This is a genomic window from Streptomyces sp. NPDC111656, from assembly GCF_055656965.1.
Window position 1 is genome coordinate 99,552 of record NZ_JBVKCA010000020.1, and the last position, 25,485, is coordinate 125,036.

A 25,485-nucleotide genomic window follows, 5' to 3' on the forward strand; every position below is an offset into this window, starting at 1 on the left:
TCCGCTGGGTGGGGGGTTACGGGTGTGCCGGGTCGGTCGGGTTCTGGCGTGTCGTGATTCCGGTGAGGATGAGGTCGAGGCCGGCGAGGAATTCTGTTCGGTCGTCGTGGTGGCGTAGTTGGTCTGCGACGTTGCGGGTGAAGGGGTACTCGTCGGGGTCGAGGTCGGCCCATGAGGTCGCGGTGGTGTCGAGGAATTCGGCCCGGCTGGTGTGCTGGTGGTGTCCGCGGGCGTTGGCCGCGTTCTGTCCGCCGACTCCGAGGATGTAGTTCAGCAGCGCGGAGGCGGCGGTGAACTGGGCGGGGTGGGGTACGCCGAGCGTTTGGATGTGGCGTCCGAGGTGTTCGAAGACCTGCAGCATGGGTGACTGGGACGGGGCGCGGGCGAGTTGTGTGCCGATCCAGGGGTGGGCGTCGATCGCCTCGAACACGCCGAGTGCGAGGGCGCGGATCGCTTCCTGCGGCGTTGTAGCGGCGGTACCGGCGGTGTCCGTAGTGCCGGCGGTCACGGTGGTGGTGATGACGGCGTCGGTGGCGGCGTTGAGGAGTTCGTCCTTGCCCGTGACGTGCCAGTAGATCGCGCCGGGTCCGGTGGCGAGGCGTTCGGCGAGTGCGCGGAAGGTGAGTGCGCCCTCGCCGGCGGTGTCGAGAAGTGCGATCGCGGCCTCGACGATGCGCTGGCGGGAGAGTGGGTCCTCGCGTCGTTCCGGGCGGCGTGTCCTGGTTGCCATGTGTACATCCTGGCACATGCCTGGAACGGCGTTCCAGCTTGACATCTCTGGAACGCCGTTCCAGTCTAGTGCTGGAACAACGTTCCAGAGACGGCCTGCCGGGTGCCCCGCCCGGCGGGCCGCGACAGGCAATGAACCACCATGAAAAGGAACTTCCATGACCACTGACGTCACGATCATCGGCGCCGGGCTCGGAGGACTGACCCTCGCCCGCGTCCTCCACGTCCACGGCATCCCCGCGACGATCTACGAGGCCGAGACCTCACCGACCGCCCGCACGCAGGGCGGCATGCTCGACATCCACGAGTACAACGGGCAGCTCGCCCTCGACGCGGCCGACCTCCTCGAGGAGTTCCGCGGCCTCATCCACAAGGGTGGTGAGGCGTCGCGGGTGCTCGACCGGGACGGAACCGTGCTCCTCGACGAACCCGACGACGGCACCGGCGGGCGTCCGGAGGTCCACCGCGGCGCCCTACGGCAGCTTCTGCTCGACTCGCTGCCGGCCGACACGATCAAGTGGGGGCACAAGGCCACCGCGATCCGGTCACTCGGGGGCGGCCGGCACGAAGTGACGTTCGCGGACGGGGCGACCGTGGAGACCGGTCTCCTGGTCGGCGCGGACGGGGCGTGGTCGCGGATCCGGCCGCTGCTGTCCGACGCCACGCCCGAGTATGTCGGCATATCCTTCATCGAGACGTACCTGTTCGACGGCGACACCCGCCACCCGGCCAGCGCACAGGCGGTCGGCGGCGGCGCGCTCTTCGCACTCGCCCCCGGGAAGGGGATCCTCGCCCACCGGGAGCCCGGCGGCGTTCTGCACACCTACGTGGCGCTCAACAAGCCCCAGGAGTGGATCGCCGCCATCGACTTCACCCACGCGGGCGCGGCCACGGCCCGGGTCGCGGAGGAGTTCGACGGCTGGGCCCCGGAACTCACCGCGTTGATCACCGACGGCGAGACCGCACCGGTTCCGCGGGCCATCAACGCCCTGCCGATCGCACACCGGTGGGACCGTGTGCCCGGTGTAACCCTGCTCGGCGACGCCGCCCACCTGATGTCACCTTTCGCCGGCGAGGGCGCGAACCTCGCCATGCTCGACGGCGCCGAACTCGGCAAGGCCATCGCCGCGCACCCGGACGACATCGAGGCCGCGCTCACCACGTACGAGGAAGCCCTCTTCCCACGGAGCGCCGCTGCTGCCACCGAGGCTGCCCGAAACCACGAGCTGTGCTTCGACGACAACGCCCCACACAGCCTCATCGGCCTCTTCACCAACCACGAACACGCCGAGTGAACTTCGGCCGCTCCGGCGATCCTGCGGCAGGCGGGGGTCGGGATGCAGTGACTGCCGGTCGGGGGCGTCCCAAGCCGAAGGGTCCGTTCAGCCGGACGATCATCCGATGACGAGCGGGAGTTGCGCGGCCAGGTCGTCCAGTTCGGCCTGCTCCGCGTCGGTCGGGGCGCGTCGTCCGGTGCCGACCAGTAGCGCGTCCTTGTCGGACAACGACGCGGGGAACGTGGCCCGGGCGATCTTCTCCAGCATCTCGCGTGACCGGGCAAGTCCCTTCGCGGGCGGTCCCGTCATGTCCGGGAGGTGCGCGACCAGGTCGAGGTGGTGCAGCGTCCACTCCAGGACGTACGCGGAGCGGTAGTCGCCCACAGTGAGGACCTCTCCGCGCGTGCTGACCCGGAGGCCCGGGTCGGCGAGTTCGGCGGCGCGACCGGCGGCGGAGCCGACGTCGTCCAAGTGGAACTTGAGCAGCCGTGGCTCCTCGTACGCGGCGGCCAGGCGGACGGTCAGTGCGTCGAGCGGGTCGTCACCGGTCGGCGGCGTTTCGGCGACGTCCCAGTACGTCACCGCGTCGCGCGTAGGTTCCGTTTCGGCGGGGGTCACGAGGGTGATCAGGACGTCCTGTGCGTCGATGATCAGGTGGCACACCAGGTCCCGTACGAGCCAGCCGGTACAGCCGGACGGCCGGGTGAAATCCTCGTCCGGGAGCTCGGCCACCGCCGTGCGCAACGCTGTCCACGAGAGTGAGAAGAGATCCACACCGGCAAGGTAGTGCGGTGCCGGAATGGCGGACAAGCACATTTGGGCGACCCGTGAGCGGCTCGGTTGTCGGCCCTCGTGGGGGACGGTCGCGAGCAGGTGGTGGGTGTACGGGTGCTCCGGCGACGTCAGTACGAAGGCGCGGGCAGTGGCCACTCGCTGGCGCCGGCCACCGGACAGCGCACCCGACTTCGAGCGGCCCGTCCGGGCGTCCAGGCCCACCCGGTCGAGCAGTTCGACGGCACGGCCACGGCTGCACCTCCGGACGGTGCGCGGCTGACGCTGACGATCGTTCGAAGGGGGCGGCCTCCGCCCCCGGCCTCGCACCGGCGCCTGCGCGGCGGCGGCTCGGCCGGGGAGCGGTGGCTCGTCGAAGCGGTGCTGTTGACGTTTTCCGCTCGGGGCACCGCGGGGAGGCGTGGGTCAGCCCAGTTGCGTGTCCAGCCACGCCAGGACCTCGGGGGCCACGGGGTCGGTGATGTCGGCGAACTCGTCGTGCTTCTTCAGGAACTTCGCGACGTAGGGGCACACGGGCACTATCCGCATACCGAGTTCGCGCACGTCGGTGAGCGCGTACTCGACCAACCGCGCGGCCAGGCCCTGCCCGGCGAAGGCGTCGTCGACTTCCGTGTGGAAGAAGACGCGCTGTTCACCGCGGTCGCGGTAGGCGGTGAGGCCGGCGCGCTTGCCGTCGACGAGGATTTCGTAGCGATGCCTGGCGTCGTTCCGCTCGACGGTCGGAGCGGCGGGAGACGACTCGGTCATGGGGTGCCTTTCGGATGCGGGTCGGCGACGCGGCGGGTTGCCGCGTGGCGAGATGGTGGCATGCGGAAGAACGGGAGCGGGAAGACGGTCCCCCGGGTATCCCTCGACGGTGCCGAAGCGATCGGAGGCGTTCGCCCAGTCCTCCCGGGCACGGACGATGTCCTCATGGCTACGGCCGATGAAGTTCCACCACATGACGATCTCCTCCTCGAACGGGGTTCCGCCGAGCAGTACCGTGCGAGCCGGGTCGTCCGACTCGTTCACCAACGTCAGAGCTGTGGTCCCGGCCCGGGCGTAGCCCAGCTCCGCCGGACGCAGCAAGGTGTCGGCCATGCGGACGTCTCCGTGGTCGACGAGCAGCCCGTGCTCGAAGCCGGGGTCCACGGCGAATGTGACCGTCGCGCGCGGCTCGAGGACGATCTCCGCGCCGAGCAGGGGTGTAAAGGTGGGCACCGGGGCCTCCTGACCGGCGAGGGAGCCCAGGAAGACCCTGATCTCGGCTCCGTCGATCCGCAGGGGCTCGGGGACGTAGTGCTGGAAGTCCCGCTCGGCGTGCCGATGTTCCGCGGGCAGCGCCACCCACAGCTGGACGCCGTGCAGGACCGTGGTGCCCGGGGTGGACACCTCCGAGTGGCTGATGCCGTGCCCGCCCGTCATGAGGTTCAGCTCGCCGGGCCGTACGTACGCGTGGCTGCCGAGGCTGTCGCGGTGCTCGATCTCCCCGCTGAACAGCCAGCTCACCGTCTGTAGTCCGGTGTGCGGATGCGGGGCGACGTCCATGCCGCCCGTCTCGGCGATGTCGTCGGGACCGTAGTGGTCGGCGAAGCACCATGCTCCGATCAGGGTCCGCGCGCGCTGCGGCAGCGTGCGCCGCACGGTCATCGCGCGCGGGCCGCCCAGGGGTACGTCACGTGGGGAGAGAACGTCGACATCGCTCACCGGGGACCGCCTTCCGTCACCATGATAGTTTCAGATTCAACAATGATACTCGCAGCATAGTAGGACGGAGTCCGGGGTTGAGCAGCCACGCGACAGGAACCGCGACGCAGCGGATCTTCATCGACAAGCAGAGCCCGAAGGCCTACCACGCACTGGTCCAGACGTCGGAAGCGGTGCGCGCGACTGCCGCCGACGCCGGGCTCGACCGGACCGTGGTGGAGTTGATCAACCTCCGCGTGTCGCAGATCAACGGCTGCGCCTACTGCCTCAACGTGCACACCCGGGCCGCCCTGCGTGCGGGCGAGACGGCGCAGCGGCTCGGAGTGCTGGCCGCCTGGCGGGACACCGAACTGTTCACTCCCGCGGAACACGCGGCCCTCGCGCTGGCGGAGGCGACGACCGAGCCGACCGACGCCGCCGCGCAGGAAACCGCCTGGGCGGGCGCCCGTGACGTCCTCACCGACGACCAGATCTCCGCGGTGATCTGGGTGGCGATCACCATCAACGCGTTCAACCGGGTCTCGATCATGAGCAAGCACCCGGTGCGTACGGAGCGCTGATCCCGCCAGGGGAGCGGGGCGGCCGTCTGGGCGCTCCTCGACACCGCCGATGTCTACAACGACGGCGCGAGCGAACGAATCGTCGGCCGCCTCGTGGCGGCCGAACGCGACGCGGTCGTCCTGGGTACGAAGTTCACCCTGCCGACCGACAGGAACGACCCGAACTCCGGCGGCAGCCACCGCAAGAGCCTGCGCCGCAGCGTCGAGGAAAGCCCGCGCCGACTGGCCACCGACCACGTCGACCTGTTGTGGGTGCACGCCTGGGACGAGTGCACCGCCGCCGAGGAGACCCTGCGGGCCCTCGACGACCTCATACGCTCCGGGAAGGTGTCGGCCGTCGGCGTGAGCAACACCCCGGCCTGGGCGATCGCCCGCTCCCAGGCCATCGCCGAACTCCGCGGCTGGAGTGCCTACTGCGGCCTGCAGATCGAGTACTCCCTCGCCGCGCGGTCGCCGGACCGCGAACTCCTGCCCATGGCACGGGCGCTCGGACTCACCGTGACCGCGTGGAGCCCCCTCGCGCGGGGTCTGCTCGCCGGCAAGCGCCCCCTTCCCGGCTCCCCGCCCCCCGCCGACAGGCCCTGGACGCCGTCACGGAGATCGCGGCCGAGACCGGTCTGACGCCCGCGTGGGTCGCCCTCGCCTGGGTGCTGCGCCAAGGGCTCCTGCCGCTGCTCGGGACCCGCACCCTCGCCCAGTTGCACGACGACCTCGGCGCACTCGCCGTACGGCTCGGCGGCAAGCAGCTCGAACGGCTCGACGCCGCCACCCGGGTCCGCCGCGAGTACCCGTACGACTTCCTGTACGACCGCCGCGCCGCGCTCGCGCCCCCGGAACCGGAGCCTGGGGATCACGATCGCTGAACACCGATGGCGGTTATGGAACGCCGAGTTCGAACAGGACGTACCCCGCGTATGAGCCGGAGGCGAGCGCGGCGATTCCGAGGACGGTGCACAGCACCGGCGTGCTGAGCCGGCGCATGGCGACGGCGCACGGGATGAACAGGGGGAAGGCCGGGAGAAGGTAGCGGGAGATGTTGCCGAAGATCTGCTGGCTTCCCAGGACGAGCACGATCGTCAGGACGGTGTGGACGACGAGGACCGCAGGGGGGCGGAGCCGGAGCAGCAGCGGCAGGACGATCAGGGCCAGCAGGACCGTGCCTACGCCGATGAGGTCTTCGTAGGGGTAGGCGAAGAGGTAGTCGAAGTGGCCCACCGGGAGGGACGTGAACACGTCGAGGGTTTGCTTGCCGTAGTCGAACGTGTGGGCCCAGGCGCCTTCCTGGAGCTTGAAGTACCCGCTGTAGTCGCCCATCCGGTATCCCACCCAGCCGAGGTAGCCGAACAGGCCGAGGGGGGCGATCGCCACGGCGATCAGCGGGCGCAGAAATGTGACCCGACGCCTCTTCCCGTCCGGGCCGGGGGCGTCTCCCCAGCGGCGGACCTCCCGCCGTTGCCGGTGTACGGCCAGCAGCGCCGCGACGGCGAGCGCCGCGATGAGCGCGGTGGCCGTCGGACGAGTGAGACCCGTGGCGCAGGTCAGGACGCCGGCGGTGATCCAGTGGTGGCGCATGACGGCGTAGCAGGCCCAGGCTGCGAGGGCGACGTAGAGGGACTCCGAGTAGCCCGACCACTCCATGCCGGATCCGGGCCACACGGCCCAGAGGCCGGCTGCGGCGAGCCCGGCCCGCCGTCCGCCGATCCGTGCGGTGACGGCGTGGATCGCGAGGGCGGCGACGAACGAGGCGGCCACCGAGACCAGCAGGCCGGCGCCGAACAGACCCAGGCCGGTGGAGGAGGAGACCAGCCGCATCAGGGCGGGGTACAGCGGGAAGAACGCCGCGGAGTTGCCCTCGATGGTGATCAGGCCGCTCGCCCCGGGTACCGGGACGAGCGCGGGGTGGTAGCCGTGCGCGGCGATCTGCTGGTACCACCAGCCGTCCCAGGTGGCCAGGACGTCCCAGACGTGGGCGCCGCCGCCGAAGCGGGGGTCCTTCTTGCGGAAGTCCCCGGAGGAGTCCAGCAGGTACATGAAGACGCAGAAGCCGATGAGCTTCAGCGCACCGTACAGCGCGAGCACCGGACCGTGGTGCTCGGCCGCCCGGCACAGTCGCGCCCACCGCTGCCGGGCGGTGGAGGTGAGAGAGGCGAGAGAGATAGGGGAGGGAGATGGGGCAGGCGGCAGGCTGGAGTTGTACGGCGGTTCCGTGGCGGGCGAACGGTTCTCGGCATGGAGCCTGTTGCCTTCGTACGACGGAGCGTTCGCGAGGCTCGGGTCGTTCATCGGGGCTCGGCTCCATTTCCGTTGCTGCGGGGGGCGGCGGTGAACACCCAGGCCCGCAGGAGCAGGAAGCGCAGCAGTGTCGCGACCAGGTTGGCGATGACGAGCACCGCGACTTCCGTGGGCCGTGCTGGCCCCGGCGCCCAGCGGTGCAGCGCGGCGAGCGAGCCGCTGGTGAGCGCCAGACCGAGGCCGAAGACCACCAGGCCCTTGGCCTGCTGCCGCAGCGCTCCGCTCCGCTCGCGCAGCCCGAAGGTGAGCCGCCGGTTCGCGGCGGTGTTCGCGACGGCGCAGACCAGCAGCGCCCAGGCGTTGGCGCCCTGCGGCCCCGCCACCGGGCGCAGGGCCGAGTAGAGGAGGACGTACCCGACCGTGCTCACCACGCCTATGGCGCCGAAGCGCAGCAACTGGGCGGCCAGTTGGCCCGGCGGAGCACCTCCGGTGGCGCGCCGCAGCCCCGCCGTCGGGAGCGTGCCACGGGCGAGCGCCCTGCCGATCCTGACGATGCCGCGCAGGTCGGCCATGGCCGTCGGGACCAGATCGACGCGGCTGTCGGGGTCGTCCACCCAGTCGACGGGCACCTCGTGGATGCGTAGCCCGGCCCGCTCGGCGATCACCAGCAGTTCGGTGTCGAAGAACCACTCCGAGTCCTCCACCAGGGGCAGCAGCCGCTCGGCGACGTCGCGCCGGACCGCTTTGAAGCCGCACTGCGCGTCGGAGAAGCCGACGGCGAGAGTGGAACGCAGCAGCACGTTGTAGCAGCGGGAGATGATCTCGCGCTTGGGACCGCGTATCACTCGGGAGCCACGGGCCAGGCGGGTGCCGATGGCAATGTCGGAGTGGCCGGAGATCAGCGGGGCGACCAGCGGGAGCAGCGCGTTCAGTTCGGTGGACAGGTCCACGTCCAGGTAGGCCAGCACCGGGGCCCGCGAGCGTGACCAGGCGACGCGCAGGGCACGGCCGCGCCCCTTCTCGGCCAGCCGTATCCACTCGGCCTCCGGCAGTTCGGCGGCCAGCCGGGCCGCGATCCGCGGGGTGTCGTCGGTGCTGGCGTTGTCGGCGACGGTGATGCGGAACGGGTACGGGAACGTCTCACGCAGGTGCGCGTGCAGCCGCCGCACGCTCGGCTCCAGATCCGTCTCCTCGTTGAACACGGGGACGACCACGTCCAGTACGGGTTCCGGGTGGTCCGCCGGCAGCGGCAGGCGGAGCGGCAGTCGGTCCATGGGCAGTCCCGTCGCGAGGTTCATCGGGGCGGACCGTGCGGTCTCGGTCATGGTTCATCCAGGTTTCTGTGCTGTCGCAGGGCATGCCGAAGGCGCTCACGGCGCAGCTGCGATCAGGGAGTACGGCCAGGGGTGGAGCAGGGACAAGGGGCGGTGCGGAAATTCAGTGGGGGAGCGGCCGGGACGGCGGTGCGCTCGGTGGCTACTCGGCGCCGGTCGCGCTGACGAACGACGAGGGCTCGACTGTCGTCGGCGGCGGGGACGACGGCGTGATGCTTCCGCTCTGCGTGGCCGGGACGGTGGCCGGCGGACGGGCAGTCTCGGTCCCGGAAGGACCGGTGCCGACCGAGCTCGAACTCTCTGGCGCACTCTCTGTCGTGATCGGTGCCGTGGGCGTGGTGGGGGCCGACCCGGTAGGGCTGGTGCTGGGGGGCAGGGTCGGGGACGGCGTGGTGGTCGGGGAGGAGAATCCGGTCGTGGGCCGCGGCACGGGGGCCTGGGGTTGGTCGCGGTCCGGCGCGTGTGGCAGCAGGACCAGGCCTACGCCGAGTCCGGCGGCCACCAGTACGGAGCCCACGGCCTTCTGCGCCGCGCGGACCCGGCGGCGGACGAGCACTCCCGTCCTGAGCCGGTTCTGTTGTGCGGGCTCAAAAGGGGTGTACTCCTGGGCGTCGCGCATCATCCGCGCCAACTCCCGCTCGAAGTGATCCATGCTTCCCTTCACCCCACCGGCTCGATGACATCGGCCAGGATCTGACGCAGTCGCGCCACACCGCGTGACGCGTGGGACCGGGCGGTGCCCAGCGGGCATCCCAGAACCTCCGCGACCTGCTTTTCGGGCAGGTCCTGGTAGTAACGCAGCACCACGGCGGCCCGCTGCCGGGGCGGCAGCTGGGCGAGGGCCGCCTCCAGCCGCGTCCGCTCCACCACGGCGGCGGACTCGTCCCCGGTCTGTGCCAGGTCGGGCAGCTGCTCCACCGGCCGCTCGCCCCACCACCGTCGGCGGGCGGAACGGGCGGCTGCGCGTGCCAGGACCTTGCGTACGTACGCCTCGGGCGCCTCGTCCGCGACCTTCGGCCAGACGAACCAGAGCTTGACCAGGGCTTCCTGGAGCAGATCCTCGGCACGGTGCCGGTCACCTCCACAGAGCAGACGGGCGAGGTGGAACAACGCCGACCAACGGGCCGCAACGAACCCGTCGTAGCTCTCGGCCTGAGCCTGTTCCATCCGCACCGTCCCCGCACTTGCCAGCTTCGTACACCTGGAGAAAGACGTTGGTGAGCACCTCGCTATGCACTTCCGGCGCGTGATGCGGGTCACGTTCGGCGAGGAGGCCCCGGGGCGGGCCGCCCCGGCGTCCCGGTGCTCCGGCCAACAGGGCAGGTATGCGGCGCGGTTGCCCATCGCTCGGTTGGCCTTCGGCGCTCATCTGCTCCACGGGGGAGTCAGAACAACCGTCTCAGCCAGGAGTCGATCGCCGCATAGTCGTGATCGGTCAGACCACGGCGGGGGTCGACCCGGTGGAGCAGGGCGTTCGCTGGATGGTGAGCGGCGACCCAGGCCCGATCGGTGTCGGTGATCTCGTCGTCGACCCAGACGAACGGGCGTCCCGCCGCCCATTCGACAAGGGCGCGGGTCTTCCAGTGCAGTCCGTTCCGCTCGTCCTGATCATCGATGTCGGACGGTTCCGGCCAGGCCACCACAGGCAGCTGCGGCAGACCAATGCGCGGGGCGATGCACTCGTTCGCGTCAGCCATCCATGTCGTGGCCCAGACCACCTCGCACGGGAGCGCCGCCAGCCGAGGCCCGTGCTCGGGATCGAGTCGGGCCAAGAGCGGATTCGCGTCGGCATCGAGCGGTTCGAGGCCGGTGGCATGGGCCGCATACTGCTCGGGCGCCGCACCGAACGGGATGAGCGGTCCGTCGACATCGAGAAACAGCAGCGGACGCTGCGGAGAGCCAGTCACGCCGGCACGATAGCGGCGGATCACAACGGGGACCGGACCGTCTCGACCACGTCAGCCCTGCGGCCGACCACCGAACATTCACGGCGATCCGCTCGAGGTCTGCCGAGTACCGCACGAGAGCGGAAACGATCCTGGCTCCGCAGACGCTGGTCGCGGGTGCGGACAGCGGTACCTCGATCGTCGCCAGCACCGTCACGGGGCACCGTCAGCGGCAACGACTGCCGAGAACCAGATCCGGACTGCGGCCCGGATCTCTTCAGCGACGGCCGACACGAAGGCGGAGCTCGACGGGCCGCGTATCAAGCGGACAATCGGGGCGCCGGTACGTACCTTCGAGTGGTGCGGCTTCACTGCCACGGCGACCGTGCAGCCGTAGAACCGCGGTCGTCCGGGTCTCGCGAGCTCGGGTGGTGCTGAGTTGTTCGCAGGGTGTCGGATGGCTTGTCGGGATACTCGAGGGCGTGGCGGGATAGAGGCTCTGTGTCGTTCAAGCTTCGGAGGCTGTGATGATCGTCCCGTTCGGGGTCCGTGATTTTCTGGACCGTGCCGTCACTGTGTATGCCGACCGGGTGGGTGTGGTGGACGAGCCGGACCAACCGGCTGAGGTCTGGGAGGGGCTGACGTACGGGCGGGTGGGGGAGTTGGCGCGGGCGCAGGCTGCCGGGCTGGATGCCCTGGGTGTGCCGCTGGGCGCTCGCGTGGCGGTGGTCTCGCCGAACAGCGCGCGGCTTCTGACGTCGTTCTTCGGTGTCACCGGTTACGGGCGGGTGCTGGTCCCGGTCAACTTCCGCCTGACGGCGGACGAGGTGAGCTACATCGTCGGTCACTCGGGGGCCGATGTGCTCCTTGTCGACCCGGAGTTGACGGAGCGTCTGGCCGATGTCAAGTGCAGGCACCGTTTCACGCTCGGCGCCGCAGCCGACGCCGAGCTGTACCGCTTCGGCACCGCCCCGCAGGCCTGGGAGCCGGACGAGAACGCCACCGCGACCATCAACTACACCAGTGGTACGACGGCCCGGCCCAAGGGGGTGCAGATCACCCATCGCAACATCTGGGTGAACGCGGTCACCTTCGCGTTGCACGCCGGGGTGACGGACCGGGACGTGTATCTGCACACGTTGCCGATGTTCCATGCCAACGGCTGGGGCATGCCGTTCGCGATGTCGGCCCTGGGCGTGCCACAGATCGTGCTGCGCAAGGTGGACGGGGCCGAGATCCTGCGCCGGGTGGCCGAGCACGGTGTGACGGTGATGTGCGCGGCGCCCGCGGTCGTGGGGGCGGTGCTGGCGGCCGCCGAGACCTGGGAGGGGGAGATCCCCGGCCGTGATCGGGTGCGGATCATCGTCGCGGGCGCACCGCCGCCGACGCAGACGGTCGCGCGCGTGGAGTCGGAGCTGGGGTGGGAGTTCATTCAGATCTACGGCCTGACCGAGACCTCGCCGCTGCTGACCGTCAACCGTGCCCGCGCCGAGTGGGACGGCCTCGGCGCTGCGGAGCGGGCGGAGAAGCTGGTGCGGGCCGGTGCCCCCGCGCTGGGCGTGACGCTCAGGACGGACGCCGAGGGTGAGGTACTCGCGCGCTCGAACGTGGTTCTGGAGGGGTACTGGGAGCAGCCAGAGGAGAGTGCGCGGGCGTTGTCCGGGGGCTGGTTCCACACGGGGGACGGGGGGTCGATCGGCGAGTACGGCCATCTGACGATCAGTGATCGCAAGAAGGACGTGATCATCACGGGCGGGGAGAACGTGTCGTCGATCGAGGTGGAGGACGTCCTCTTCAGCCATCCGGCGGTTGCCGAGGTCGCGGTGATCGGGGTGCCCGACGAGAAGTGGGGCGAGACCGTGAAGGCGCTGGTGGTTCTTGCTCCCGGCGCGCGGGTGACGCAGGACGAGCTGATCCGGTTCTGCAAGGAGCGTCTTGCCGGCTTCAAGGCGCCCACTTCGGTGGAGTTCCGGGAGGAGTTGGCGCGTACGACGACAGGCAAACTCCAGAAGTACAAGTTGCGGGAGCCGTATTGGGAGGGCCGCGAGCGGGAAGTCGGCTGAGGTGTCCGCAGGGTGGGTGCCGATGCTGAAGTGGTGAGCGTGGCCTCCACCTCCTGCCGGGCTCACCATCACGCTGGGAACCGGTCGATCGTTCCTGGAAGTGAGGAGCCCGGCCAGCAGGTTGACGTGGGGTCAGGTGAGCGAGAGAAGGATTTTGCCCCGGCCACCAGTCGCCGCGGCCAACCGCTCCGCGAAGCCTTCACGCAGAAACACTCCGTCGTAGCCCAACTCGGCGGCATACGGGATCTTCTCCACCGAGCCGACCGTGCCGTACACCCGGCCGGCCCCCAGCTCCCGGGCCAGCTGCGCAGCCGCAGAGCCTACACCCCCCGCCGCGGAGTGGATCAGTACGTCCTCCCCCTCCCTCAGCCGTCCGGCGTCCTTGAACACACCAAAGGCCGTCGGAAAGACGCACGGCAGCCCCGCTGCCTCGGCCAGGTCGGCCTCTCCCGCCCCGGTGCGCAGTGACCTGACGAACCGCGTGTCCGCGGTCACCACCTCGGCGTAGCCGCCGAAAGCCGGTAGGTACGCCGCAGTCGGCTCGCCGACCTCAAGCCCGCTCACCCCCGCACCGAGCGCGACAACAGTTCCAGCCACCTCCAGGCCGGGAACGTCCACTCCACCAGGGCCGTCCGGGGTGCCGAACTCGCCCCGGCGGTGCTGGATTTCGGCGAAATTGACGCCCGCGAAGGCGACCCGCACAGTGACCTGGCCGGCAGTCGGCACGGGCTCGGGCAGATCCAGCTCCTCCAGTACCTCGACGCCACCGTTGACTCGGAACCCGACCGCCCGCATACGATGCTCCCCTCATCGTCACGGCCCTTCCGGTGTGGGCCGTACGGGAGCGGCAAGCCGGGTGATGATCTTCGTGTTCCCGAGCGGCCCAAGCCTGCGTCCACGACGGCCGTCCCATGGCCGACGCCAGATCAAGCACAGCATCCCCGCATTTCACGGCACCGTCGCCGTCATGGCGATCCGGCTCTGGCCCCGGGCGTGATGGTTCCGGTGATCGTCAGACGTGCACTGGTGCCCGCTCGTCCAAGAGGCCTTCGCTCCGCAGATCGTCCCAGACCTGAGCCGGGATCTCCGCGCCGAACGCCGCCAGGTTGCGGCGTACTTCGTCGGCCGTACGCATGCCGACCACGATGCCCGAGACGGCCGGGTGGCGGAGCGGAAAGGCCATGGCCAGCTCCGGGAGCGTCACACCGTGTGTCTCGCAGACGTCGGCGATGCGATGCGCGCGCTCCAGTGTCCCCGGCGCGGCGGGCGCGTAGTCGAAGGTGGCACCCTCGGCAGGTCGGGCCGTGGCGAGCAGCCCGGAGTTGAAGACCGATGCCGCGAGTACCGAGACCTCCCGGTCCGTGCAGGCGGGCAGCAGTTCGTCGAGGGCGCTCTGGTCCAGAAGCGTGTAGCGGCCGGAGAGCATGACTACATCGACGTCCGACTCCTCGACCAGCCTGGTCAGTTTGCCGGGGTGGTACATACCCGCGCCGATCGCGCCCACCACTCCCTGGCCGCGCAGTTCGGCGAGCGCCGGGTAGCCCTCGCGCAACGCATCCTCGAAATGCTGCTCCGCGTCGTGCAGGAACAGCACGTCGATACGGTCGACGCCGATCCGCTCGAGCGAGTCCTCCACGCTGCGCAGAATGCCGTCCCGCGTGAAGTCCCACACCCGACGGTGTGTGGCGGGCACCATGAAGCTCTCGTCCATGCGGCCCGCCGGGTCCTGCGGGACCAGCAGTCGGCCGACCTTCGTCGACAGCGTCACCTCCTCACGCGGCTTGCCGCGCAACAGACCACCGGTGCGGCGCTCGGAGTGTCCGATGCCGTAGTGCGGAGAGGTGTCGAAGTAGCGAATCCCGCTGTCCCAGGCTGCCTCAAGGGCTCCCGCGGCGGTCTCGTCGTCCAGCGGCGCGAAGAGGCCCCCGAGTGGTCCGCCACCGAAGCCCAGTTCCGTGACCTGCACCTTGCTCTTGCCAAGCTGGTTTCGCCTCATCCACCGTTCCCCTCGTATGGCTGGTGACGCGACCATCCTGCCTTGGCCCGTGCAGTGTTCCCAAGGGAATTTCAAGCTGGCGGTCCGCTACGCGGCAACCATGCTGGTCGCGGCCGTCAACGGGTGGATATGACTGGCCCCGCCACGCGCCCGGTCGCTAACCTCGGCCGTCATGAACCAGCGGCAGCAGAAGAAGCTCTCCCGTCGTCTCTTCGAAGCGATTCTGATACGTGACACTGCCCGCGTGAAGGCGGTTCTGAGGGCTGGGGCCGACCCGGAACGAGCCGACAGCGAGGGCACCACCCCTCTCTACGAGGCATCCGTGAACGGGGAAGCAGAGATCGCCCGCCTGCTTCTGTCGGCCGGGGCCTGCCCTGACATCGAGAGCAGCGGACTCGGCGCGGACGGCACACCCCTGTGCGCGGCCGCATGCTGGGGGCACACCGAGACAGTGCGCGAACTGCTGGCGCACGGCGCCGATCCGAATCTACGAGAGGATCACGGCACAGGCTGGTCCCCACTGGAGTGGGCACTCAAGGGCCCTCATCCCGAAACTGCCGATCTCCTCACCACGGCGGGCGCGACGCTCCGCGGGAGAACTATGTAGCACCACCGTTTGCCATCGCGGACTCCATCAGCACGATGGACCTCAGGACGGGCTCAGGCACAGGTCCTGAGGAATTCGATGAGCGCCGCGCTCACCTCGTCCGGGCGTTCCTGCTGAGTCCAGTGTCCACAGCCGGCCAGTTTGAGGGGCTCGCGCCAGAGGTTGGGCATGAGGTCGGGGAGGCGCTCGATGAGTTCGGGAGTGCCGGGGAACGCCGGGACCAAGTCGCGGTCGCCGTAGATGTACAGGGCGGGCCGGGTGACGACGGCGCCTTGCCAGGGAGCGGTCAGTTCCCAGTTGCGGTCGAGGTTGCGGTACCAGTTGAGGGCCCCGGTGAAGCCCTTGGAAAAACTCTCGGTGAGTGCGTCGAGATCCTCCTCGGTGAACCAGTCCGGCAGCACCTCGGGGTCCGGCATGGCCGCGAGCCAGCCCCGCTCGGGGTCGACCAGCGGCTGCATGCCCTCACGGGCGCCTGAAGCGTCGCCGGAGGCCGAATAGAAGAACTTCCGCAACGCGGTGCGGGTGTCCTTGGCGAACTCGGCGTCGGCGACACCGGGGCGGTTGAAATAGTTCCAGTAGAAGCGGCCTTCGAACCTCTTCTCCATGGCGGACAGCGGAGGCTCCGTCCCCCGGAACGGGGGCGGCACGCTCAGGCCCGCCACCCCGAGCACCATGTCCGGTCGTAGCAGCGCGGTGTGCCAGGCGACCGGCGCGCCCCAGTCGTGCCCGACGACGTACGCCTTCTCCTCGCCCAGGGCGTGGATCAGTCCGACGACGTCGCCGACCAGGTGGAGGATGGTGTACGCGTCGACGTCGTCGGGATGGTCGCTGCGTCCGTATCCGCGCTGGTCGGGAGCGACCACTCGGAAGCCCGCATCGGCCAGAGGGCCGAACTGGTGGTGCCAGGAGTGCCACGACTCGGGGAAGCCGTGCAGGAGGACTACCAGGGGGCCGTCACCTTGCTCGGCGATGTGCAGCCGAACGCCGTTCACGTCAACCATGCGATGCTCAACCATGTGCATCAGGGTACGTGCCGTGATCTTCGCGCTGGGCTCACCGGTAGCCCGCCCCACTCGTGTCGCGGCGAGCCGGCGAAGCGACTGGCTCGCGGACCTGACGCTCCTCACCGAGACCCGTAACCCGTAACCCGTAACCCGTGACCCGTGACCCGTGGCGGACAGGACTACCGGCCGTGCGGATGTCACCGTTGTGGGAGCACCCTCGATCTTCTGTGCGTTCGGGGTGTTCGTCCGGGCGGAGCCTGTCGGCGGCAGACGCCAGGTGGCAGGCGGCTTGGGCGCCGGTCCCGGGTCTGCCACAATGCACGAAAATGGAACCTCGCTCCGTGGCCGATACGAGGCACTGTTCCGTTTCGCAAGTCTCACGGAAGGATCGCCGCGGTGAACGACAGCGGTCAGGGCGCGGGAAGCGCAGCGGGATCCCAGCGCAAGGATGCCCGGCGTAATCGACAGACCTTGCTGGATGCGGCCGCCGCAGTCTTCGTCACCTCGGGCGTGGAGGCGCCGGTACGCGACATCGCGGCCAAGGCCGGTGTCGGGATGGGCACGATCTACCGGCACTTCCCGACACGGGCGGATCTCATCATCGCGGTCTACCGTCACCAGGTCGACGCCTGCGCCGAGGCCGGTCCGGCGCTGCTGGCGAGCTGCGCCACTCCCTACGCCGCGTTGGGGCAGTGGATCGACCTCTTCGTCGACTTCCTGGTCACCAAGCACGGACTCGCTGCCGTGCTGCAGCCTGACAACGCCGGTTTCGACACGCTGCACGCCTACTTCCTCGAACGGCTCGTGCCCGTGTGCAACCAACTGCTCGATGCCGCGGCCGGTCGTGGCGAGATCCGCTCCGGCCTTGAGGGCCTTGAGCTGATGCGAGGCGTGGGCAACCTCTGCATCGGTGCGGACAGCGATCCGCGCTACGACGCACGCCGGCTGGTCGGCCTCCTCATCGCCGGACTGCGCCAGCCGCAGTGACGATGGGCAGGGCATCTGACGCAGCATGAAGACATCGCGCAGGGCGCTGACCGACTCCCCGTCGGCGAAAGACTCGCCGATCCCCAAGTGGCTGCCTTGACCGAGGAGTGCGACGGCGACCCCGTCGATCCGCGCCCACTGCTCGTGGGTGAGGTCGGGAACGAATCCCGAGTGCCGGGACGCCTCACAGGTCGATAGCCCGCTCATGGCGGGGCTCGTACAGGCCCACCTCGCCGCCACCCGGCAGACGGAACCTGGTCAGCCGCCCCCAGCGCGCGTCGGTGACGGGCTGCGTGAACTCCACTCCCTGCGCGGTCAGGCTCCTCACGGTTGCGTCAACGTCGTCGCACATCAGATAGAGCTCCTGTGTGCCCGGGCCGTCCGTGGGATGCACGGCGATCTCGGTCGGCGGAAGCTTGAAGATCAGCCAGCCACCTCCCGCGTCGACGTGCGGATACTCCAGAACATCCCTGAAGAAGACCCGGTCCGCTTCCGCATCGCGGCTGTAGACGATGATGTGCCCACCATTGATCATGCGTCCAGGGTAGGTCCTGACACGGACAGCGCGGCGCTGCGTCGTCACACAGGGTGTTGCGGTTCATTGCCGGTCAGCCGCCTGCTCAGAGCCACTGGCGGGAGGTGCCCGCCCCGCCAGCGGTTCGGCCGCCCAGGGCGCCATTGGCAAGTGGTCCTTTGTGCCCGCCGCGGAGATGGGGTACGGCCGACCGTGGCGGGATCACCGGCAGGTGGTCAACGGCGTGGCAAGGCGGCCGCGGGCCGGTGCACACCGGACCCTGAACAGCCGTCAGTTCACCTTCACGTACCCGGTGCTGAGACGCCCGTACCGGTCTGACCACAAGGCGCCTTCCACGTAACCAGGACCGACCCAAGTCGGCCAGGTGTGGTAGTACGTGTGCCCAGCAGTCATGGAGATGTCCGGCGACACGAAATCGTCTCCGCCCGGAACCTGCCAGGCCAGATGTCCGTAGATCGGCGCTCCTCCTGTCTTCTCGTAGATCACCTGTATGGCTCCCTGAGCATTGACGGGTGTAATGGCCACGCACAGCCTCCCGTTGCCAAGGTTCACGCACTTGTCCGCTGCTTGTGCCGGACTGGCGCATAGGGCGAGCACTCCTCCCAGAGCACTCAGCAGAACGAGGGCACGCCGCATCAGTGCCGATCGCGCAACTTTCACAAGCTTCTCCTTGTACGAGCCGGCTGCGACCCTGCACTGGGATCTCCACGCTCAACTCGGACGAGCCCAAGGCTCGATGAGCTGGTGACGAGCCCGTTTGCCAACGCAGGTAAGCCGTGGCTTCATTGGCCCTCCAGTCTGGCGGCCGACGGAATGGATTACGGGTCGGTTCCACGAGGTTCGAAGCGTCTGCCGATCGGCAGAGTCGACACGCAGTCGATGCCGCGGCCACCGGCCTGCCCGACCGCGGACGCCCGGCAAGACGCTCTCGGCTGTGCCCCTGGTGCCGCCCAAGGGCTGTCCCACCACTCTGCCCTGGACAACCTGTGCGCTGAACAGTCTCTCCGTGCCGCGTGGGGCTTGCCTCGGGCCCGGATCCACGGCCTCTCTGCCCGAACCAGCATCGCGATAGGGCGAGTAGAGAGGCTTTCGGACGACTACTACGTCTACCCGGCGCCACCGACCGTGCGCTGCGGCGGTATGTACATGGCGCCGAAGCGAAGGCCAACTGGTCATTGGGGTGGACCTGACGAAGAGCCGGACGGATGTGGGCTCAGGTGAGGTCGCCTACGTGATCATTCAGGCCGTCCGGTTTCCTTCGTGCCCTGTTGAGCTGTCCGCGGGACATCGTCCGGGAATGCCGGGCGCAGGCCGAGGCGGCGGCGAAAGTGTCGGCCGTATGTTCCACGGCAGTTGGGCCTGCCGTGCCAGGGTCAGACCCCAGGGATTGGCCGGCTCCTCTGTTCCCTGAATCCAGGAGAGCACATGACCCATGCCTTGAAAGCCGCACGGAGAGCCTGCGCCGTGGCGCTCGCGCTCGTTTCCGTTCTGCTCCTGTCGACGTCATCCGCCCAGCCGCCACTGACCAGGAACTGAGGAACGCCGGAACCTTGAAGTGTCTGGCCATGCCATCCGTACCGGCGTGGCATGGGTTGCAGTGCCGGACGGCTTTCCTCGGAACGGGCGCATGGCTGGAATCCTCGCGCTTCTCCGACAAACGCGGTGGTGAGATCCTGGCGTGATGTCCCGCTCTCTCAATTCGTCGCTCCAGTTCGTGATGGTGGGGAGTCCCGGTACGCGGACTGCCCTCGGAGGCTGAACGCGGCCGCGATGTGCCGACTGGGAGGCTGCAAAAAGCAGTTCTGTAACTGACAGCCGGGTCTACGCTGGGTCTGCCACCTTGGTAGCGATCTTGTGGAGGCTGAGACTGCGCCTATGGACGTATCCCTGCGTGAACTTCAGGACAGCGATCTGCTTTTCTTCTGGGAGCAGTTGACGGACCCCGTGTTGCAGCAGATGGCGGCTGTGACCAGGAAGTACCACTACGACCGTGGCCACTTCGACCAGCACTGGGCAAAGGTGCGCTCGGACGCTTCGGTGCTCGTGCGAACCGTTCTCGCCGACGGTGTCGTCGCAGGGCACGCCGCCGTCTTCGGGCCGCCGTCGGAGCGTGAGGTCACGTACGTCGTCGGACGGGCTCATTGGGGTCAGGGTATTGCCACCGCGGCGCTTGCCGAACTGATCAAGCTGGAGCCCGCCCGGCCGCTGTACGCCGACGCCGCTGCCGACAATTCCGGGTCCATCCGCGTGCTGGAGAAGTGCGGTTTCGTCGGCACGGGGAGCAGTCGGTGCTTCGCGCGGGCTCGAGGCGAGGAGATCGACCTGATGCGCTTGACGCTGATCTGAGCCCGGCGCCGCAACGTTGCCCCGCCATAGCAGGACGTTGTGGCGCCGTTCCCAATACAGCCCGTAGATCCCGGCGGACAGCCGGTCCGGCAGAAGAGCCAGCGGCCAGAAGGCAAACCACGGCTCCCACACCAGGGCGGCGACCAGGGTGGGCACGACAAGAAGGGAAAGGAAGCCCCCAGTCGAAGCTGCGGCGCAGAGACTCGCCTTGCGTCGGCAGCACTGGGCCGGGGTTCGTGAGAGAAGCCGCGTTCTCGAAGTCCTGCTTCTTGCCGCCGAGCCAACTCGACCGGGTGCAGACGATCGCTCCGAACACAGCGCTGACCGCGATCAGGGTGCCGACGAACAACCAGGCGGCATCGACCTTGGGAACGCCGCGCACGATCAGCACGACGATCCCGTTGACGGCCAGGGCGCACAGCGCCTCGGCGACTGTCATCAACTCATGGTGGACGTATCTGTACACGCCTCTCCCCTCCGCACCCGCCTCCCACCCCGCGGCCGGGTGCCACCCCAACTATCCACGCGGGTCCCACGCCGACAAGGGCGCGCAGGCAGCACCACGCTCGACGGGCACGGCGTACGGCTGGCCCAGCTCGAGTACCGCGACGAACTCGACTGCCAGGCCCGCCGCGTTTCCGCCAGGCGCTCAACCCTGGGTCACTCCTGTGGCGGCCGTCTTCTTGGTCTTGGCGCGCGTCGGTGCGCCGAGTGCCCAGAAGATCACGCCCGTGACGATGAAGACGGCCAGCGGCACCGCCTCCGTCAGTAGATAGGTCCAGCGCTCGCTGTAGCTCCAGCCGTCCGGCCGGAAGTCCGAGCTGAACCAGTCGAAGGGCGCGCCCGGGACCAGCAACTGCACCGAGGCGAACAGGATCAGCAGCGTCAGCACGATCGTGATCGGCCAGGCAGCGGGGGCCCGGTAGGCACGCTCCACCTGCGGGTACTTGCGGCGGAGCACCGGCAGCGCCGGGAAGATGCCGAGGTAGCTGATGAGCGTCGTGGAGACGGCGAGCCCGAGCACGGCGCCGAAGAGCTTGCCCGCGTCACCACCGGTGAGCTGGTGGGCGAGGATCAGTACGCCGGTGGAGAGCACTCCGCTCAGCAGGTTGACCCTGACCGGCGTGCCGAACCGTTCGGAGATCACACCGAGGCCGCGCGGCGCGGCGCCGTCGTACCCGGAGACCGCCAGCGCACGGTCCGATCCCATGATCCAGGTGACGCCCGAGGAGAGCACAGTCAGGATGAACATCACTGCGGCCAGATCGCCCAGCACGGTCCCGGCCCCGCTGAGGGTGACTGTGCCGTCGGAGGCGACGTGGCCGCCGTAGACGGTGAAGACCTGGCGGATGGCGTCGAGGAAGCCGCCGAGACCGGTGATGGCCTTGACCGGAAGGACCAGCAGGATGCCGAGAATGGGCAGGCCGTACAGCAGCACGCCGAGCCCGGCGGCGCGGAAGATGCCGTAGGGGACGTCCTTCTGCGCGTCGGTCATCTCGTCGCCCGCGGTGTTGGGCAATTCGAAGCCGACGTAGTTGAACATGAGGACCGGGACCAGACCGACGAAGCCGGCATACGTGGGGGAGAAGTCGCCGAAGCCGAAACCGTGCAGGCCGTGCTTGAAGGCGTAGATGACCACGGTGAGCGTGAACAGGCCGAGCAGCACGAAACGGGACCACGCCCCGGCGGTGGGGATCCACTTGCCGACATCGAAGGAGAGAATCGCCGCGAGCACGCCCACCCAGATGAAGAGCAGGGTGAAGACGTAGAAGGCGGGGGTGCTCAGATCCTTGCCGTCATTGAAGAAGGTGGTGAACGCGGCGACCGCCGAGACGGAGAGAGTGCCGCCGAGCCAGACCGGATTGGTCACCCAATAGAGGAAGTTGTTGACCGCTCCGGCCAGCCGCCCGAAGGCCCGGCTGGTCCAGATGTACGGGCCGCCCTCCTCGGCGAAAGCCGTGCCCAGTTCCGCGGTGAGCAGTGCTGACGGGACGAAGAAGATGACGGCCAGCACGATCAGCCAGGTGAACGCCTCCGCTCCGGAGGCGGCCACCGTACCGATGGTGTCGAGGCCGACGAGGGTGCAGACCAGGAAGAACAGGATGTCGAAGCGGCCGAAGTGTTTGCGGAGTTTGTTCCGCTCGGACTCCGCTGCGAGAGTGGTGGTCTCCACCTCGATTTTGGACAGACCAGCGGACACCCGGGCCTCCTGCTGATGAGCGTCGTTATGTTCGGCACATGGTGTGTCGGTGATCCGACGGGCGACAAGGGTTGAATCCCATTCTTGACCAAATCCCAAGTTCGGTGCACCGCCGGAAACACCGTCGAAATGTACTCGGTACGTTGCGGGGAAAGTCAGTGACGGTGTGGAGCGACCGCCCGAATCGTTCCAACGACGTCCGAGTGTGAACCCAGCCCAAAACCCCGCGCTTGGGCGGAAGGGGCGCACGGTTGCGTTTTGACCCACTCATGCTGACGGCCCCAGACGTGATCCGACTGTCGACTTCGCCTCGGTCGAGGCGCTGCGCACCTGGATCTCCGCGAAATTCCGCCTGGACGGCATCCGCGTGGAGCCGGCAGCCGCCGGTGACGCCGAAGCGGCGGTGTGCTGCGAATGCCGTCACTGTTCTGTGCGAACACCGACCACGAGGCGACGCCTCCGTCCACGAAGTGACACCTCCGTCGCCGCTGCGGCGACGGAGGCGTGATCGACGTCCTGACCAACAGCGTCGGCGTGCACGGGCCGCACGGCGATCCCAGTGACCCCGCTTGACCGGCCCGGACCCTCTCGGCGTCTTCGATGTCAACTTCTTCGGTGGGGTCCGGACGACCGAGACCATCGAGGCGTCGGCGGCACCATCCGTGCCCCTTTCAGGCGATGGTGTCGTCGTATGCCAGGTTGCCGCCCAGTTCGCGGGATGCCTGGGCCTGGGCGAGGAGTTCCCTGGCCTTGGCCTCGACGCCTTCGATGGCGTCCGCGCCGGCGACGAAACGCAGCAGCGGCTCGTCCTGGTCGGCGATGGCGAGCAGGGCGCGGGCGAGCTTGGCGGGGTCGCCGGTCTGCCGGCCGTTCATGTTCTTCCAGGCCGCGACGGTGGCGATGGTGCGTTCGGCATAGTCGTCGATGGTCGGCTCGGGCCACGTGGTGGAGGCGTCCACGAGCAGCTCGGTACGGAAGAAGCCGGGCTCCACCACCGTGGTGCGGATGCCGTAGGGCTCGACGTCGTAGCGCAGCGACTCCATCCAGCCCTCTACGCCGAACTTGGAGGCGGCATACGCGACGCAGAACTCCTGGCCGATGAGACCGGCGGAGGAGGAGAGCGTGATGATGTGGCCGGCACGCTGCTTCCGCAGAACGGGCAGGACGGCGCGGGTGACGTTCATCGGGCCGAAGAGGTTGGTCTCGATCTGCCGGCGCATCTGCGCGGGCGTGATCTCCTCGAAGTAGCCGGCGAAGAAATTGCCGGCGTTGTTGACCAGGACGTCTATGCGGCCGAAGCGGTCGACGGCGGCCTGGGCGGCGGCCTCGGCGTCCTCCAGGCTGGTGACGTCCAGCCTGGTGACCAGCAGGTTGTCCTGCGGTCCGCCCAAGCTCTTCTCGACTTCTTCGGGGCGGCGGCCGGTGGCGACGACCTGGTGGCCGGCGGCGAGGGCTTCGCGGACGATGTCCGTGCCCAGACCGCGTGCGGCGCCGGTGACGAGAATGACCTTGCTCATGAGGGGTTCCTTTCAGGTGCCGGGGTGCGGCACCCGGTGTCGTGCGGTGATGACGCGTGGTGTCCGTGCCAGCGGTCGGCCGGACGGTGGATGGCCGGTGTGTGGGGGAGGGGAGGGCAGCGGAGGGGGCGGGCGACGCGGCCGTACGCGGTCAGGCTTGGTCGGTGGGCATGATCCACAGCTCGCCGATGGAGGCGTGGCGAGGCCGGGTGACCATGTAGGCGACGCCGTCGGCGATGTCGTCGGGGGTGAGGACCTCGGTCGTCTCGTAGAAGGGGTTGATCATCGCGCCCTGGATCTCGGGCTTGTTGTGCGAGCCCAGTTCGGTGTCCACGCCGCCCGGCTCCAGAACGCCGACGCGGACGTGCCGCTGGGTGACCTCCTGGCGCAGGGACTCGGTGAAGCCGTTCACGCCGAACTTGGTGAGGTTGTAGACGCCGTAGCCGTTCCAGGCGACGCGGCCGGCGATCGAGCTGATGTTGACGATGTCGGCGACCTTGCGGGAGCCGTCCTCGGCAGCCTTGAGCAGGTGTGGGAGGGCGGCGTGGGTGGTGTGGAGCAGGCCCTGGACGTTGACGGCGAGCATGCGCTCCCATTCGTCGACGTCCGCACCGACGACGGGCCCCAGGAGCATCAGGCCGGCGTTGTTGACCAGGATGTCGAGGCGTCCGAAGTGCTCGACAGCCTGCTGTACGGCGTCCTCGGCCTGGGTGCGGTCGGTGATGTCGGCTTCCACCACCAGGGCGGTGCCGCCCGCCTTCTCGATCTCGGCGGCGAGTTCGTCCAGACGACCTTTGCGGCGAGCCACCAGGGCGACGGAGGCGCCGTCCTCGGCGAGTCGGCGGGCGGTGGCCGCGCCGATGCCGCTGCTCGCGCCGGTGACGAGCGTGACGGTGCCGGTCAGGGTGGATGGCATGGGGGTGTCCTGTTCTCTTTCCTTGGATCACTGGATGTGCGGTGCGAGGTGCTGGGGCGGTGGGGGGCGGACTCGTCCGTGCGGAGGGCGAGGCGAGCGCCGGTCACCGCATGGGCGTGGCGGCGGGTGCGGCGGGGAGGGGGAGCGGGCGCAGGGGATGCCGGGTGAAGCGGGGCGTTGCTACGCGGCCGGTATGGCGCCCATCTGCTGGAGGATGCTCAGCATGTCGAGCTGGGCGCGCTCCTCGACGATCTTGCCGCGGGCCAGGCGGTAGAACGCCATGCTCTCCGCGCGGATGGCCCTGCCCGTTGCCTCGACGTCGGCGAACGGTCCCTTGTGGGTGCCCGTCATGGTGTAGCGGATGGCCACGGCGTCGCCCTCGGCGCGCATGTCCTCCACCGTCCACTTGAGGTCGGGGAATGCCTTCATGTTCGCGGCGACGACGCCGAGATACGTGTCTCGACCCTGCTGCGTCCGGCCGCCGAAGTGCATGACGATGTCCGGGCTGATGAACTTCCTCGCCAGTGCCGGGTCACCGGTCGGCAGGAACTCACTGGTGAAGCGCTCCATGATGCGCTTGTTCGCCCGGGCGGTCCCGTGGTTCCACGAGGACGATTCCGCGGCGGCACGCGACGTCGACCCGGAGTCGGTGGTGCCGTCCGCCGTGCCGGCCGCGTCCGCAGCACCCGCTCCGAAGGCCGAGAGGGTGAGCGCTGCCAGCGTCGTGAGTACGACGGCCGGCTTGGTGTGTCGACGCATTGTTCGTCCTTCTGATTCTGTTCCGGAGGATCGTGTCGCTGTTGCGGAGAATCGCGGCG

General features: G+C 68.9%; 22 protein-coding genes and 1 pseudogene. 7 read left to right on the top strand and 16 right to left on the bottom strand.

What is annotated here, in order from left to right; genetic code table 11:
- Positions 1–16 precede the first annotated feature (16 nt).
- The gene (locus ACZ7M3_RS41495; protein ID WP_472070664.1) at positions 17–730 is read right to left on the bottom strand and encodes a TetR/AcrR family transcriptional regulator; all 714 of its coding nucleotides are present in this window, start codon (positions 728–730) and stop codon (positions 17–19) included.
- 157 nt (positions 731–887) lie between these two features.
- On the opposite strand from ACZ7M3_RS41495, the gene ACZ7M3_RS41500 reads away from it, so the two are divergent.
- The gene (locus ACZ7M3_RS41500; RefSeq protein WP_472070666.1) at positions 888–2,024 is read left to right on the top strand and encodes an FAD-dependent oxidoreductase; all 1,137 of its coding nucleotides are present in this window, start codon (positions 888–890) and stop codon (positions 2,022–2,024) included.
- Between the two features lie 99 nt (positions 2,025–2,123).
- Here ACZ7M3_RS41500 and ACZ7M3_RS41505 read toward each other — a convergent pair whose 3' ends face one another.
- Together ACZ7M3_RS41505 and ACZ7M3_RS41510 are read right to left on the bottom strand one after the other, a co-directional pair.
- Entirely contained in the window at positions 2,124–2,780 is a 657-nt protein-coding gene (locus ACZ7M3_RS41505; RefSeq protein ID WP_472070668.1) for a maleylpyruvate isomerase N-terminal domain-containing protein, read from the bottom strand.
- 423 nt (positions 2,781–3,203) lie between these two features.
- Positions 3,204–4,484 carry a pirin family protein gene (locus ACZ7M3_RS41510; RefSeq protein WP_472070670.1) on the bottom strand — a complete coding sequence of 427 codons (1,281 nt, stop codon included), beginning with the start codon at positions 4,482–4,484 and terminating at the stop codon, positions 3,204–3,206.
- A 77-nt stretch (positions 4,485–4,561) separates the two neighbouring features.
- Here ACZ7M3_RS41510 and ACZ7M3_RS41515 point away from each other — a divergent pair, with 77 nt between their 5' ends.
- Complete coding sequence (locus ACZ7M3_RS41515; protein WP_472070672.1) at positions 4,562–5,044, top strand: carboxymuconolactone decarboxylase family protein; 483 nt, start codon at positions 4,562–4,564, stop codon at positions 5,042–5,044.
- 93 nt (positions 5,045–5,137) lie between these two features.
- Positions 5,138–5,907, top strand: a pseudogene (locus ACZ7M3_RS41520) (aldo/keto reductase).
- Between the two features lie 13 nt (positions 5,908–5,920).
- On the opposite strand, the gene ACZ7M3_RS41525 reads toward ACZ7M3_RS41520, so the two are convergent.
- From ACZ7M3_RS41525 to ACZ7M3_RS41545, 5 genes are all read right to left on the bottom strand, one after another.
- On the bottom strand, positions 5,921–7,327 hold the full coding sequence (locus ACZ7M3_RS41525; RefSeq protein WP_472070674.1) for a hypothetical protein: 1,407 nt from the start codon (positions 7,325–7,327) through the stop codon (positions 5,921–5,923).
- Positions 7,324–8,550 carry a bifunctional glycosyltransferase family 2/GtrA family protein gene (locus ACZ7M3_RS41530; RefSeq protein WP_472070754.1) on the bottom strand — a complete coding sequence of 409 codons (1,227 nt, stop codon included), beginning with the start codon at positions 8,548–8,550 and terminating at the stop codon, positions 7,324–7,326. The genes ACZ7M3_RS41525 and ACZ7M3_RS41530 overlap by 4 nt, the downstream gene beginning before the upstream one ends.
- A gap of 202 nt (positions 8,551–8,752) precedes the next feature.
- Positions 8,753–9,262: a hypothetical protein gene (locus ACZ7M3_RS41535; RefSeq protein ID WP_472070676.1), complete on the bottom strand. Its 510-nt coding sequence runs from the start codon at positions 9,260–9,262 to the stop codon at positions 8,753–8,755.
- Between the two features lie 8 nt (positions 9,263–9,270).
- Entirely contained in the window at positions 9,271–9,777 is a 507-nt protein-coding gene (locus tag ACZ7M3_RS41540) for a SigE family RNA polymerase sigma factor (RefSeq protein WP_099945635.1), read from the bottom strand.
- A gap of 218 nt (positions 9,778–9,995) precedes the next feature.
- On the bottom strand, positions 9,996–10,517 hold the full coding sequence (locus tag ACZ7M3_RS41545; protein WP_472070678.1) for an HAD domain-containing protein: 522 nt from the start codon (positions 10,515–10,517) through the stop codon (positions 9,996–9,998).
- Between the two features lie 506 nt (positions 10,518–11,023).
- Between ACZ7M3_RS41545 and ACZ7M3_RS41550 the strand changes: the two genes are divergently transcribed.
- Entirely contained in the window at positions 11,024–12,559 is a 1,536-nt protein-coding gene (locus ACZ7M3_RS41550) for an AMP-binding protein (protein WP_472070680.1), read from the top strand.
- Positions 12,560–12,691: 132 nt separating this feature from the next.
- Here the strand turns inward: ACZ7M3_RS41550 and ACZ7M3_RS41555 are convergent, their stop codons facing one another.
- Complete coding sequence (locus ACZ7M3_RS41555) at positions 12,692–13,354, bottom strand: zinc-binding dehydrogenase (protein ID WP_472070682.1); 663 nt, start codon at positions 13,352–13,354, stop codon at positions 12,692–12,694.
- A 217-nt stretch (positions 13,355–13,571) separates the two neighbouring features.
- Positions 13,572–14,555 carry an aldo/keto reductase gene (locus ACZ7M3_RS41560; RefSeq protein ID WP_472070684.1) on the bottom strand — a complete coding sequence of 328 codons (984 nt, stop codon included), beginning with the start codon at positions 14,553–14,555 and terminating at the stop codon, positions 13,572–13,574.
- 172 nt (positions 14,556–14,727) lie between these two features.
- On the opposite strand from ACZ7M3_RS41560, the gene ACZ7M3_RS41565 reads away from it, so the two are divergent.
- The gene (locus ACZ7M3_RS41565; protein ID WP_472070686.1) at positions 14,728–15,162 is read left to right on the top strand and encodes an ankyrin repeat domain-containing protein; all 435 of its coding nucleotides are present in this window, start codon (positions 14,728–14,730) and stop codon (positions 15,160–15,162) included.
- Positions 15,163–15,215: 53 nt separating this feature from the next.
- Here ACZ7M3_RS41565 and ACZ7M3_RS41570 read toward each other — a convergent pair whose 3' ends face one another.
- Positions 15,216–16,178 (bottom strand): alpha/beta fold hydrolase, encoded by a 963-nt coding sequence (locus ACZ7M3_RS41570; RefSeq protein WP_472070688.1) that lies wholly within the window; start codon positions 16,176–16,178, stop codon positions 15,216–15,218.
- Positions 16,179–16,562: 384 nt separating this feature from the next.
- Here ACZ7M3_RS41570 and ACZ7M3_RS41575 point away from each other — a divergent pair, with 384 nt between their 5' ends.
- Positions 16,563–17,153, top strand: a complete 591-nt coding sequence (locus tag ACZ7M3_RS41575; protein ID WP_351305963.1) for a TetR/AcrR family transcriptional regulator — start codon at positions 16,563–16,565, stop codon at positions 17,151–17,153.
- Between the two features lie 184 nt (positions 17,154–17,337).
- On the opposite strand, the gene ACZ7M3_RS41580 is transcribed toward ACZ7M3_RS41575, so the two are convergent.
- Positions 17,338–17,688 (bottom strand): VOC family protein, encoded by a 351-nt coding sequence (locus ACZ7M3_RS41580; protein ID WP_472070690.1) that lies wholly within the window; start codon positions 17,686–17,688, stop codon positions 17,338–17,340.
- Between the two features lie 1,875 nt (positions 17,689–19,563).
- Here ACZ7M3_RS41580 and ACZ7M3_RS41585 point away from each other — a divergent pair.
- On the top strand, positions 19,564–20,034 hold the full coding sequence (locus tag ACZ7M3_RS41585) for a GNAT family N-acetyltransferase (protein ID WP_472070692.1): 471 nt from the start codon (positions 19,564–19,566) through the stop codon (positions 20,032–20,034).
- A gap of 649 nt (positions 20,035–20,683) precedes the next feature.
- On the opposite strand, the gene ACZ7M3_RS41590 is transcribed toward ACZ7M3_RS41585, so the two are convergent.
- The 4 genes from ACZ7M3_RS41590 to ACZ7M3_RS41605 all read right to left on the bottom strand — a co-directional run bounded on the left by ACZ7M3_RS41590 (position 20,684) and on the right by ACZ7M3_RS41605 (position 25,426).
- Positions 20,684–22,234: an APC family permease gene (locus ACZ7M3_RS41590; RefSeq protein ID WP_472070694.1), complete on the bottom strand. Its 1,551-nt coding sequence runs from the start codon at positions 22,232–22,234 to the stop codon at positions 20,684–20,686.
- A gap of 671 nt (positions 22,235–22,905) precedes the next feature.
- On the bottom strand, positions 22,906–23,751 hold the full coding sequence (locus tag ACZ7M3_RS41595) for an SDR family oxidoreductase (protein WP_472070696.1): 846 nt from the start codon (positions 23,749–23,751) through the stop codon (positions 22,906–22,908).
- Positions 23,752–23,902: 151 nt separating this feature from the next.
- Positions 23,903–24,667: an SDR family NAD(P)-dependent oxidoreductase gene (locus ACZ7M3_RS41600; RefSeq protein WP_472070698.1), complete on the bottom strand. Its 765-nt coding sequence runs from the start codon at positions 24,665–24,667 to the stop codon at positions 23,903–23,905.
- A 180-nt stretch (positions 24,668–24,847) separates the two neighbouring features.
- Complete coding sequence (locus ACZ7M3_RS41605; protein ID WP_472070700.1) at positions 24,848–25,426, bottom strand: ester cyclase; 579 nt, start codon at positions 25,424–25,426, stop codon at positions 24,848–24,850.
- Positions 25,427–25,485: the final 59 nt, after the last annotated feature.

Excerpts from the sequence above, each read along its gene's own strand:
- ACZ7M3_RS41495 (WP_472070664.1), bottom strand. The coding sequence starts at position 730 with ATGGCAACCAGGACACGCCGCCCGGAACGACGCGAGGACCCACTCTCC.
- ACZ7M3_RS41500 (WP_472070666.1), top strand. The coding sequence starts at position 888 with ATGACCACTGACGTCACGATCATCGGCGCCGGGCTCGGAGGACTGACC.
- ACZ7M3_RS41525 (WP_472070674.1), bottom strand. The coding sequence starts at position 7,327 with ATGAACGACCCGAGCCTCGCGAACGCTCCGTCGTACGAAGGCAACAGG.
- ACZ7M3_RS41530 (WP_472070754.1), bottom strand. The coding sequence starts at position 8,550 with ATGGACCGACTGCCGCTCCGCCTGCCGCTGCCGGCGGACCACCCGGAA.
- ACZ7M3_RS41535 (WP_472070676.1), bottom strand. The coding sequence starts at position 9,262 with ATGGATCACTTCGAGCGGGAGTTGGCGCGGATGATGCGCGACGCCCAG.
- ACZ7M3_RS41540 (WP_099945635.1), bottom strand. The coding sequence starts at position 9,777 with ATGGAACAGGCTCAGGCCGAGAGCTACGACGGGTTCGTTGCGGCCCGT.
- ACZ7M3_RS41550 (WP_472070680.1), top strand. The coding sequence starts at position 11,024 with ATGATCGTCCCGTTCGGGGTCCGTGATTTTCTGGACCGTGCCGTCACT.
- ACZ7M3_RS41555 (WP_472070682.1), bottom strand. The coding sequence starts at position 13,354 with ATGCGGGCGGTCGGGTTCCGAGTCAACGGTGGCGTCGAGGTACTGGAG.
- ACZ7M3_RS41560 (WP_472070684.1), bottom strand. The coding sequence starts at position 14,555 with ATGAGGCGAAACCAGCTTGGCAAGAGCAAGGTGCAGGTCACGGAACTG.
- ACZ7M3_RS41565 (WP_472070686.1), top strand. The coding sequence starts at position 14,728 with ATGAACCAGCGGCAGCAGAAGAAGCTCTCCCGTCGTCTCTTCGAAGCG.
- ACZ7M3_RS41570 (WP_472070688.1), bottom strand. The coding sequence starts at position 16,178 with ATGGTTGAGCATCGCATGGTTGACGTGAACGGCGTTCGGCTGCACATC.
- ACZ7M3_RS41580 (WP_472070690.1), bottom strand. The coding sequence starts at position 17,688 with ATGATCAATGGTGGGCACATCATCGTCTACAGCCGCGATGCGGAAGCG.
- ACZ7M3_RS41585 (WP_472070692.1), top strand. The coding sequence starts at position 19,564 with ATGGACGTATCCCTGCGTGAACTTCAGGACAGCGATCTGCTTTTCTTC.
- ACZ7M3_RS41595 (WP_472070696.1), bottom strand. The coding sequence starts at position 23,751 with ATGAGCAAGGTCATTCTCGTCACCGGCGCCGCACGCGGTCTGGGCACG.
- ACZ7M3_RS41600 (WP_472070698.1), bottom strand. The coding sequence starts at position 24,667 with ATGCCATCCACCCTGACCGGCACCGTCACGCTCGTCACCGGCGCGAGC.
- ACZ7M3_RS41605 (WP_472070700.1), bottom strand. The coding sequence starts at position 25,426 with ATGCGTCGACACACCAAGCCGGCCGTCGTACTCACGACGCTGGCAGCG.